Source organism: Jiangella rhizosphaerae (assembly GCF_003579925.1).
Classification (GTDB): Bacteria; Actinomycetota; Actinomycetes; order Jiangellales; family Jiangellaceae; genus Jiangella; species Jiangella rhizosphaerae.
The window spans coordinates 1-9,595 of the sequence record NZ_QUAL01000385.1 but is presented as its reverse complement, the minus strand read 5'-3'; the positions used below and the strand labels follow the sequence as shown (position 1 = coordinate 9,595).

Here is a 9,595-nt window from a genome sequence, read left to right as displayed (position 1 = left end):
CGACCCCACCGAGACCACCAGCGAGACGCCGCAGCCGACCCTCACCGCACCGCCTAGCGAGACGCCGGAGGACGAGGCTGCTGCGGCGATCACCGAGGCATTCGAACTGCTGATCGCTGATCTCGACGCCTATTTCTCCTCGGCAGGTGACTACTCGATCGACGACATCACCGCCAACCCGCCCACAGCAGCATGGCCAATCACGGGCGATGCGGACTTCGAGATCCAGAACTGGGTGACCTCGTGGCGACAGCAGGAACTTGAAGCTGTCGGTACCACCACCGTGGTGGCACACGACATCACCTCTATCGACCTGGAAGGGGGGACCGCCTCATCAGTCGCCTGTCGCGACATGACGGCGGTCACCTTCGCCAACTACTCCGGCGAACCGGTCGAACCTCCGTTCGAGCCGACGCAGTATCAGACCTGGCAGATGACCTGGATCTATGAGCCGGAGGCTGCACCCGACGCCGGGATCGAGACGGCCGGGTGGTACCTCCAAGAGTTCAATCTCGCCCTGGATGAGCCATGCTGAAACGTGCTATCGCCCTCGTCGGTCTGAGCGTCGTCCTTGCCGCTGTTGCTGGCAGCGCTGTTGCGCAAGACGGTGATCCTGGAGAGGACTGCCCGCCCGGGTACTACTACGGCGGGTACGGCTGCGTCGCTGAGGAACCGCCTGACGAGCCCCCGGAAGATCCAGGTGACGACGATGACGGCCATCTGACCGGCTGCTCGCAACTGGATCCGTTTGTTAACCCGGCACCATGCGAGATGGGCGGATTCACATACAGCCCAGCGCACGATCGATACCTCCAGCCCCTCGGTCCCGCAGCGAATGAGCAGCACCGCCCGCCCGATGGCGCCCTAGTTCACCTTGGGCTCTGGACTGGGCCGCCCGACGAGGGCTGGATGTACGAGTGGCGCAAACTCGCCGGGTGGGGCGGCGGCATTGTCTGGGGTGATCGCGGCTATATGTGGCTCGCTGGGCCGCCCGTTGGTCCGCCGGTCGTGGATCCGGAGGCAGTTGCCCAAGCCGTCCTCGATGGCATGGGCCTGGAGCCGGTGCAGATCGGCATGGCACCCAAGCCGCTTGAGCAGGTAGCCGACTCCGTCGGGCTCGTCGGTGCACCGGCATGGATGTGGGTGGAGAACCCGGGGCCGACGACCTGGGGACCGATCACCGACTCCGGCAGCGAAGGCGGAGTCACTGTGACGGTGACGGCCCAGGTCGAGGACATCGTTTGGAACATGGGCGACGGCACCTCCGTCACCTGTGACTCCCCAGGGGACGCCTATAGGCAGTCCCTTGGCGTGCGGGAGTCGCCGTCGTGCGGCCACAGGTACGAGCGGACGAGCCGCGATCAGGCCGGTCAGGCGTACACCGTGACCGCGACGACCAACTGGTCGGCAGAGTGGGAGGCGTCGACGGGTGCAAGCGGCACACTCGAGGTCGACCCTCTGAGCTCGAGCGTCCAGGTGCGGATCGGAGAGCGGCAGCTGATCGAACAGTAGGGACGCCGGACTCTGTCGGTTCCGGCCACTACCGTGCTGAGACAGGGCGACGACAACGAGGTGAAGGGAGTGAGCCGGGCGCATGGCGCTTATAGAGCAGCTACGTGCTTACCGGCTCACCCTCGACCCGACCCCCGCGCAGCTCCAGGCGCTCACCCGGCACGCCGGTGCGGCCCGATGGGCGTACAACCACGCCATCGCTGCCAAGCGGACCGCTCATGAGGAGTGGCGGCGCCAAGTCGACGAACTCGTCGCGGCCGGCGTCGACGAAGCCGCTGCACGCGCGCAGGTACGGGTTCCGGTCCCGACCAAACCGGCCATCCAGAAGGCGCTCAACGCGGCGAAGGGCGACTCCCGACTGGGCATCGAAGGTGCGTGCCCGTGGTGGTGGGAAGTCTCCACCTACGCCTTCCAGTCGGCGTTCGTCGACGCCGACCAGGCATGGAAGGCCTGGGTCGACTCCCATCGCGGACAGCGGGCGGGTCGGCGCGTCGGCTACCCGCGATTCAAGAAGCGCGGCCGCGCGAGGGACTCGTTCCGGCTGCACCACAACATCAAGCAGCCGACGATCCGCGCGGCGACGTACCGTCGGCTGCAGTTGCCACGGATCGGTGAAGTCCGGCTGCACGACTCAGCCAAACGACTCTCCCGAGCGGTAGCCGCTGGTCGTGCGGTCATCCAGTCGGTCACGATCTCCCGCACTGGCCACCGCTGGTATGCATCTGTGCTCGTGCGCCAGCAGACCGCGGTGCCCGACCGGCCCACACCTCGCCAGACCGCCGCAGGAGTGGTCGGTGTGGATCTCGGCACGCGCCACCTCGCCGCGCTGTCGACGGGCGAGCTCATCGCCAATCCTCGCGTCAAGGCGGCACATGCACGCCGAATCTCGCGCGTGGCTCGGGCCTATGCACGGACTGAGAAGGGCTCCAGGCGGCGTGAGAAGCTCCGACAGCGGCTGGGCCGACTTCACCACCGGGAAGCACTACAGCGTGCGGGAGCGGCCCACGCACTGACGAAGCGGCTCGCGACCGGGTGGGCGACGATCGTCGTCGAGGACCTCAATGTCGCCGGCATGACACGGTCGGCCCGAGGCACCATCCACGCGCCCGGCCGCAACGTGCGCGCCAAGTCTGGTCTGAACCGGGCGCTCGTCGACGTCGCGCCCGGCGAGCTGCGTCGACAGCTCGAATACAAGACCGCCTGGTACGGCTCCACACTTGTGGTCGCCGACCGGTGGTACCCCTCAAGCAAGACCTGCTCAGCCTGCCTTTCAGTGAAACCCAAGCTGGCACTGGCCGAGCGCACCTTCTGCTGCGCCGAGTGCGGGCACGAGGTCGACCGTGACATCAACGCCGCGATCAACCTCGCTCGCCTTGGACAGCAGCTGCCAGCCCAGCTGGCCGTCGCCCCCGGCACGGAGGAGACGTCAAACGCTCGCCGAGCAGGCGTAAGACCCAGCAGCTCTCGGGCCAGCGGGCAGCCAGCGTTGACGCGAGAAGACCCGCGCCATCGTCGTGGGTCACCCCGGCGGAGCGATCCGCCGGTGGTCCCTACTGCCGCATAGGCGCTGGTCATCAAGTGTCCAGCCCATGCGCGCAAGGGCCAGCCGGAGGGGGAGGCGTGATGGCAAAGTACATCGACGGCGGCGACATCGACCTCGACGAGGAGGTCGTACTCGACAGCCGCGGCAATCGCATCACCGAGGCGATCGCCGAGGAGATGGCCGAGCATGCGCTCAAGCGCGGCCGCGGCCGACCCGCGCTCACGCCCGGTGCGCGCGGGCATTCGCCAGAGGTCCGCGCGCGGGTACCGGAGGAGTTGCGGGATCGACTCGTCGCGCAGGCCTCGCGGGAGCATCGGAAGCCGTCTGAACTGATCCGTGACGCGCTCGAGCGGTACCTGCAGGCGTCCTAATCCCCGTGCGCCGCCTCGCCATCGATGCGTGAGCTAGAGATGATCACTGGGTGGCGAGCGCGAACAACAGGCGGCCGTTCGTTCCCGACGGCATCGTGACGGTGACGGGTGCGCAGGTCCTCGCCGAGGAGTTCTCCCCGTCGACGGATGTGTTCCTGATCCGCCAAAAGGGCGCTCGTGAGGCGGCATGGGCGCGGTGGGTCGGGGAGGACAACCCGTGGGGCGGCCGGGCGCGGGTGGTGACTCTGGCGTGTGCGGAGTGCGATGCCTGGACTGGCGATCGGTGCTGCGGTCTCGCGTTCTGCGCCCCGCATCGAGAGCTGCATCGTGCAGTTGAGCATGTGCGACCGGACCAGGGCCGGTATCGAGCCATCGTGGATGCGGCGCCGTTGACGGTGTTCCGCCATGCCGACGGCGCAGGGCCCGTCTCGGGGTTGCGGTATCCGCGGGACATGTCGATTCAGGCTGCGATGCGGGCGGAGCGGAGTCCGAGCAACGGTCTGCGGGTCGTGGAGCATGTGCGCCGCTACACCTACGTGCCCGGCGGGCCGGACCCGATCGGGGCCGCTCTAGCCGCCCTGGCGCAGAGGGGTGGACGCCTGCCGGCGCCAGCGGCGGCGCGTTGGCTGGCGTGCGATCTTCTAGCGCGGTGCACGTTCCCGGCGCTCCTCGACGTCCTGGGCCGCAGCGGGGAGGCGGAGTGGTTACGGCGGCAGCCTCGCCTCATGACTGCGCGGTCGTCGGTGCTGCGGGAGCGCGTGGACGAGCTGGGCCTGGGCCGGTTCGGGTTGTTGGGGCTGCCGGCGTCGGCTTCTGATGCGGCCGAGGCGGCCGCCTGTGACCTGTTCCGGGAGCTGTACATGCTGACGCCGGGGTATGGGCCGGGTGGTCTCGACATCGGGGTGGACGAGTCGGACCTCGTGCTGGAGATGGTGCTGCGGGAGCCTGACGGCCCGGAGAGGGTGGGGCGGGTGGTCGCGCGGGCGCACGATGACGCCGTGGCCACGGTGGTCAAGGCGCTGTCGGGGCGCTGATACTGGTGGGCATGGGGAAGTCGCGGGTCACGATCGAGCTCGCGCCGTGGGTGCTTGCGGCGGTCGAGCAGGACGCCCGAGACGAGAGCCTGTCGCTCGACGAGTATGTGGAGCGAGCGCTCGTCGACGCGCACTTCCGGGCGCGGCTGGCGCGGGCGGAGCCGGTGGAGTTCACGCCGGAAGAGGAACGGCTGATTCGGCGGGCGCTGGACTGGCAGAACCGGGACCTTTGAAGCTTCGGAGGGATGAGGTCGTGATACCAGCTGATGCGCCAACGTCGCGGGCAGAGATCGATGAGGCGTACGCGCGGCTCCAGACCGACCCGGGGCAGTGGCGCGACTACCTGGCCGAGCTGGCGGCGTGGGAGTCCGGCGGCGACGTCGACGGTGCCGCGGCGGGGGAGTGGCCGGAGCGCCAACAGGAGCCCTAGCTGGCTGGCCGTCCGCGACGGACCCTGGCCGGCCCGTCACCCGGGCAGCGGCGGCCGGGCCCGAAGCGCCTGAGACGCGGCTAGGGCCTTGCGGTAGGCGGTCGATCTGTGGACTGCGTCGACCAGCTCGGCGGCGCGCTCCTCGGTGATCTCACCGTCGTGGTCGACGACCTCGACGGCGTCGATTTCCACTGCGCCGCTGTCCAGTTGGATCCGGTGTTCGTTGCTCAAGGCACTCCTTCGCGTCTCGGTCGGTCTCGCGGCCGGATCCTGCAGCCTAGAGCGCCGCGAGTGGCTGTGCGAAGGCGTCGACGAGTTCGTCGAGCAGGGCCGTCCAGCAGTCCTCTACCCACGCCTTCAGGGCTGGCGCGGTCTCGGCGCCGAGTGCGGAGGCAGGTAGTGCCGCGGCGTCACCCGGGGTGATGCCGCGTGCTGACACCCACCCTTAGACTGCCGCAGCTGCGAACTCTCGCGCGTGGACAAACATCTGGCCGACGAACCGCCATCAGGGTTGTGCATGGGCATACCTGGGCTGATCGCGCCCACCAAGCCATGAACCGTCATATCCGGGTATCCTCAAGGTATGACAGCATCGGAGACGACCACGATCAAGGTTCGCAAGAGCACGCGTGAACGCCTGTCGGACGTGGCGCGCCGCTACGGCAAGACGATGGACGAGACGCTGGACTCGCTGCTGATCGAGCACGACCACCAGGTCCGCGAGCGCACGCGTCAAGCACTGGCCGACGAAGCGTTCATGGCACGGATCCGCGAGGCTCGCGCCGAGCCGATGAGCGAATCGACGCGCCACAGCGACGTGCTGGCCAAGTTCGACAAGGCCGGCGAGGATGCCTGAGGTCGCCTACACGCTGATCTGGACAACCATCGCGGTCAAGGACTTGCAGAAGCTCGACCACGACGACGCGCACAACGTGCTGAACAACGTGACGCTGCTGAGCCGCGAGGCGCACCCGCCGTTTAGCGACGAGGCCGGGGATGGAACGTACTTCCTGCACATCGGCCGGGTCAGCGTGGCGTACGAGGTTCTAGGGTTCACGATCCGCGTGCTGGCCATGGAACCACGAGACACCTAGGGCAGATACGCTCGCCCGTCGGCCGGCTCACCCCGCTAAGGGGCCCGGCCCAGCGGCGAGCCCGCTCGACCCTCCGAAGGCGTCATGGCGTTGCCCCAGCTGCATCGTGACCGGCATACCGGCGGAGCTGCCCAGCAGTCTGCGGGCCAAATCCTACTCACCTATGCCTAGGGTGAGTAGGATTTGGTCCGCAGGTCACCGTCGCTTTGGAGGCATTCATGGCCGCTAGCGCCAGCGCGGCCTTGCCGGCGACTTTCACGTCGGCCGAGGCTCGCGATCTCGGCCTAACCCGCCGCCAGCTGCGATCACTGCTGGAGCGCGGTGACATCGAGCGTATCGCGCGCGGGGTCTATCGCCGGGCCGACGCCGAGCTCGCCGACTTCGACCTCATCGAGATCGTCGTCAAGGCGCCCCGGGCAACGCTGTGTCTCACCTCCGCGCTGGCCGAGCATGGCCTGACCGACACCAACCCGCACGAGATCGACGTCGCGTTGCCGCGCGGGACGTGGCAGCCGGTCACGGGGGCGCCGGTGCGGTGGCACCAGTTCGCGGCGGACACCTTCGATGTCGGGCGCGGCAGTTTGCGGGTCGACGCGGACCATGAGATCGGGTTGTACGACGCGGCGCGCAGCATCGTCGACGCGTTCCGGCTGCGGCATGCGATCGGGGAGGATGTCGCGTTCGAGGCGCTTCGCCGGTGGTTGCGTGGCGGTGGCCGGCCGGCGGAGCTGCTGCGGGTCGCGAATCAGCTCTCGGGGGCTCAGCCCGCATTGCTGCGTGCGCTGCAGGTGCTCGGGTGAGCCGGCCGACGAAGGAGACCGCGGCGGGGCGGGCGTATCTGGCGCTGCGGCGTGAGGCGCGGATGGCCGGCCGGCCGACGGCGGAGTACCTGCGGCTGTATGCGCTGGAGGGCTTCCTACTGCGGCTGTCGATATCGGCCCATCGGGAGCGGTTCGTGCTCAAGGGCGGGGTGCTGCTGGCTGCGCATGACCTGCGGCGGCCGACGACCGACGTCGACGTCGCGGCGCTGCGGACGGCGAATGACGTCGAGGATGTGCGGCGCCTGGTGGTGGAGGTCGCGGCGCTGGCGGCGCCGGTCGACGACGGGCTGGTGTTCGATCTGAACGCGGTCACGGCGGCGGCGATTCGTGACGAGGATGAGTACGCCGGTGTGCGGGTGCGGCTCGTAGCGCAGTTGGCTACGGCGCGGGAGCCGTTCCACGTCGACGTGAACGTCGGGGATCCGATCTGGCCGGCGCCGGCCGAGGTCGAGCTGCCGCGGCTTCTCGAGGGCGATCCGCCGATCGTGCTGCGCGGGTATCCGGTCGAGATGGTGGTCGCGGAGAAGGTCGTCACCGCGCTGCAGCGTGGGCTGGCGAGCACGCGCTGGCGTGACTTCGGCGATCTGTACCTGCTCACCGGGCGGGTGGCGTTCACGGCTGGGGTGGTGCGTGAGGCGATCGTTGCGGTCGCTGAGTATCGCCGGGTGGAGCTGGAGGGCCTTGACGGCGTGCTTGCCGGGTATGGCGAGGTGGGCCAACGCGGGTGGCTGGCGTGGCGTGCCCGCGTGGCGCTGACCGACGTGTTGCCCGAGTCGTTCGCTGACGTGGTCGCCGCGGTGGTGGCGTTCGCTGACCCCGTGCTGGACGGGGGCGTGGCGGACGTGGTGGTGTGGCGGCCTGCCGAGCGTGAGTGGCGGGGGTGACCCGTTGAGGGCTCACATGGAGGCACTCGAACACTGTTGACGTTTAAACGTCAACTGATGCTTGCGTCACGCGTTGACGCTCAGGGCGTCGTGTCGCCCAGCTTGAGACACAGGTCATCAAGCCAGACCATCAGGCCGTCCCGAAACGGTAGGCCCGACTGGCCATGCTCGCGGGCGTAGGCCACGAACGCATCGGCGAGGCCGCATACGACGAGGTCGTCTACACGGTCAAGATCGTCATCTTGGTGGGGCGCCCAGTGGCCGGCCCCCGCTGTGGCGCGATGCTGTGATGTCTCGACGGGTGGCGCTGCGGAGCCGCTCATGGGGCATCTTCTACCCAGCGTGCCCGGCACGAAACGCGTCGACGGGAGAGTTTCGTGCCTGGGTCTAATCCTGCTGTTCGGACGGCGCGTCGCGGGCAGCGTTGACGGTCGGTAGCGGCTTGTGGTTGACGCCCTTCGCGCACCGGGTCCAGCCCTCGACGTCCTCGTAGAAGCCGTTCAGCTCGCGGATGTTGGCCAGACAGTGCTGGCACCGCAGCGGGTAGGCGATTTCCGTCATCGTGTCCTCCACGTCGGTCAGAACAGGGTGTCACTGTGGAGCGGCAGCGACGGACCGTCGAGCTCCGGCTCGTCGTCTCGCGTCATCGATTAGACCTGCTCTCGCCAGCGAGCGCGCGGCGCACCAGCTGCGTGACAGTGCGGGCCGGTAGCGCACCGGGCCGGGGCCGGGTCTTCGGCCGGTAGGTGAGCTTCGCGACTTCGCCGGCGCCCTGACGGTAGACCCTGACGTAGAACGTCGGCGTCTTGCCCTTGACGGCCGACCAGTCGCGGGTGCCGTCCGGGCCCTTCGGCGGGAACGGCTCGGACCTGAGGACCTCGCACCATACCGGGCCGTCGCTCTCGTAGATCGCGATGTTCGCGGTGCCGCAGCGGGCCGACGGCCGGGCGGCTCATCGGTTCGCCTCGCGGGCGATCCGGAACGCGGTTTCGATGACGCCGGGCCGCTGGCGCTCGACCTCATCGAACAGGGCGGCGAGCAGACGCCACGGCACCTGGCCGGCGTGCGTGTTGACGGTGCCGGCGCGGGCCTGCTCGATGCGATGCGGGTTCAGGGACAGCGCCACATCGAGCACGGCGACCATGAGCCGGTCGGCATCGGCCCGGTCTGCGTCGGCCTCGACGTGGAGCAGGCGGGCGCCGGCGAGCTGGTCGACAGCACTCACGCACTGGCCCGGCTCGGCCGGCATGTCGAACTCGTCGGCGAGCCAGTTCGACAGAATCTCGGCCGCGCGATCATGTGCATCGGTGGTCATCGGGTCTCCTCGCTGGTCACAGGTTGCCCTCGGTAGCCAGGACGGACGCCACGACGCTGGCCTGGCTGAGCTGGTGCATGGCGTCTCCTGTCGGCGTGAGGCTGGGGAGGGGATGTCGCCTCAATTGGGAGATGATGGTGGGTCGTTGCTGAATCGATGTTGCCCTGATGCCTTCGGTCTTCCGAGACGGCGGGCGCCTATGCAAGGCCTCAGATCGGGGCTCGAGGTGGGCCGTTGCCCTGTGAGGCCGGGCAGAATGCCGAGGCGGCCGCCGGTGGCCGTCCTGAGGTGCGGCCACCGGCGGGTGTGGGTCGTCAGCGGCGGGCCGGCACCAGTTCGTCGGCGGGGACGCGCACGGCCGGGCTGGTGATAGTGCCGTCAGCGTTCATCCAGGCGACGAGCATCCACTCGCCGGCCGGGTCGTCGATGTCCTCGACGACGCCGACGCGGGGCACGTCGCGGTCGTCGTCGATGCGGATGACGCGACGGCCGGCGACGGGGTCGGCCAGCTTCCCCATGATCTCGACGAGAGAGTACAGGCCGAGCCGTGCGGCGTCGTCGTGGACGACCTCGCGGACGCGCTCGGGCAGC

At 68.9% G+C, this 9,595-nt stretch carries 16 protein-coding genes; 11 read left to right on the top strand and 5 right to left on the bottom strand.

Going from position 1 to position 9,595, the window contains the following annotated elements; genetic code table 11:
* The 7 genes from DY240_RS32530 to DY240_RS32525 form a co-directional block, all read left to right on the top strand.
* Nucleotides 1–535 (top strand): hypothetical protein (locus tag DY240_RS32530; protein WP_158603011.1); only part of this gene is annotated, 535 nt, incomplete at its 5' end.
* Nucleotides 536–909: 374 nt separating this feature from the next.
* Nucleotides 910–1,512: an ATP/GTP-binding protein gene (locus DY240_RS26220; protein WP_119662623.1), complete on the top strand. Its 603-nt coding sequence runs from the start codon at nucleotides 910–912 to the stop codon at nucleotides 1,510–1,512.
* A gap of 82 nt (nucleotides 1,513–1,594) precedes the next feature.
* Nucleotides 1,595–3,076 carry an RNA-guided endonuclease InsQ/TnpB family protein gene (locus DY240_RS26215; RefSeq protein ID WP_199702479.1) on the top strand — a complete coding sequence of 494 codons (1,482 nt, stop codon included), beginning with the start codon at nucleotides 1,595–1,597 and terminating at the stop codon, nucleotides 3,074–3,076.
* A 59-nt stretch (nucleotides 3,077–3,135) separates the two neighbouring features.
* On the top strand, nucleotides 3,136–3,426 hold the full coding sequence (locus DY240_RS26210) for a ribbon-helix-helix domain-containing protein (RefSeq protein ID WP_119662622.1): 291 nt from the start codon (nucleotides 3,136–3,138) through the stop codon (nucleotides 3,424–3,426).
* Nucleotides 3,427–3,476: 50 nt separating this feature from the next.
* The gene (locus DY240_RS26205; protein WP_119662621.1) at nucleotides 3,477–4,460 is read left to right on the top strand and encodes a hypothetical protein; all 984 of its coding nucleotides are present in this window, start codon (nucleotides 3,477–3,479) and stop codon (nucleotides 4,458–4,460) included.
* 11 nt (nucleotides 4,461–4,471) lie between these two features.
* Nucleotides 4,472–4,693, top strand: a complete 222-nt coding sequence (locus DY240_RS26200) for a hypothetical protein (RefSeq protein ID WP_147375536.1) — start codon at nucleotides 4,472–4,474, stop codon at nucleotides 4,691–4,693.
* A 20-nt stretch (nucleotides 4,694–4,713) separates the two neighbouring features.
* Nucleotides 4,714–4,890: a hypothetical protein gene (locus DY240_RS32525; RefSeq protein WP_158603010.1), complete on the top strand. Its 177-nt coding sequence runs from the start codon at nucleotides 4,714–4,716 to the stop codon at nucleotides 4,888–4,890.
* Nucleotides 4,891–4,926: 36 nt separating this feature from the next.
* Here DY240_RS32525 and DY240_RS31500 read toward each other — a convergent pair whose 3' ends face one another.
* Nucleotides 4,927–5,121: a hypothetical protein gene (locus tag DY240_RS31500; protein WP_147375535.1), complete on the bottom strand. Its 195-nt coding sequence runs from the start codon at nucleotides 5,119–5,121 to the stop codon at nucleotides 4,927–4,929.
* 352 nt (nucleotides 5,122–5,473) lie between these two features.
* Here DY240_RS31500 and DY240_RS26195 point away from each other — a divergent pair, with 352 nt between their 5' ends.
* The 4 genes from DY240_RS26195 (at nucleotide 5,474) to DY240_RS26180 (ending at nucleotide 7,689) form a co-directional block, all read left to right on the top strand.
* Entirely contained in the window at nucleotides 5,474–5,746 is a 273-nt protein-coding gene (locus DY240_RS26195; RefSeq protein WP_119662619.1) for a hypothetical protein, read from the top strand.
* Nucleotides 5,739–5,984 carry a type II toxin-antitoxin system RelE family toxin gene (locus DY240_RS26190; protein WP_119662618.1) on the top strand — a complete coding sequence of 82 codons (246 nt, stop codon included), beginning with the start codon at nucleotides 5,739–5,741 and terminating at the stop codon, nucleotides 5,982–5,984. Before DY240_RS26195 ends, DY240_RS26190 begins: the two co-directional genes overlap by 8 nt.
* A 218-nt stretch (nucleotides 5,985–6,202) precedes the next feature.
* Nucleotides 6,203–6,784, top strand: a complete 582-nt coding sequence (locus DY240_RS26185; protein WP_119662617.1) for a type IV toxin-antitoxin system AbiEi family antitoxin domain-containing protein — start codon at nucleotides 6,203–6,205, stop codon at nucleotides 6,782–6,784.
* Entirely contained in the window at nucleotides 6,781–7,689 is a 909-nt protein-coding gene (locus tag DY240_RS26180; protein ID WP_199702476.1) for a nucleotidyl transferase AbiEii/AbiGii toxin family protein, read from the top strand. Before DY240_RS26185 ends, DY240_RS26180 begins: the two co-directional genes overlap by 4 nt.
* An 80-nt stretch (nucleotides 7,690–7,769) precedes the next feature.
* On the opposite strand, the gene DY240_RS31495 is transcribed toward DY240_RS26180, so the two are convergent.
* The 4 genes from DY240_RS31495 to DY240_RS32515 form a co-directional block, all read right to left on the bottom strand.
* Nucleotides 7,770–8,012, bottom strand: coding sequence for a hypothetical protein (locus DY240_RS31495; protein WP_147375534.1), 243 nt, complete (start codon nucleotides 8,010–8,012; stop codon nucleotides 7,770–7,772).
* 64 nt (nucleotides 8,013–8,076) lie between these two features.
* On the bottom strand, nucleotides 8,077–8,250 hold the full coding sequence (locus DY240_RS32520; RefSeq protein ID WP_158603009.1) for a hypothetical protein: 174 nt from the start codon (nucleotides 8,248–8,250) through the stop codon (nucleotides 8,077–8,079).
* A 391-nt stretch (nucleotides 8,251–8,641) separates the two neighbouring features.
* On the bottom strand, nucleotides 8,642–9,004 hold the full coding sequence (locus DY240_RS26170) for a hypothetical protein (protein ID WP_119662615.1): 363 nt from the start codon (nucleotides 9,002–9,004) through the stop codon (nucleotides 8,642–8,644).
* A gap of 314 nt (nucleotides 9,005–9,318) precedes the next feature.
* Nucleotides 9,319–9,595: hypothetical protein (locus DY240_RS32515; RefSeq protein ID WP_158603008.1), on the bottom strand; the 277-nt coding region annotated here is incomplete at its 5' end.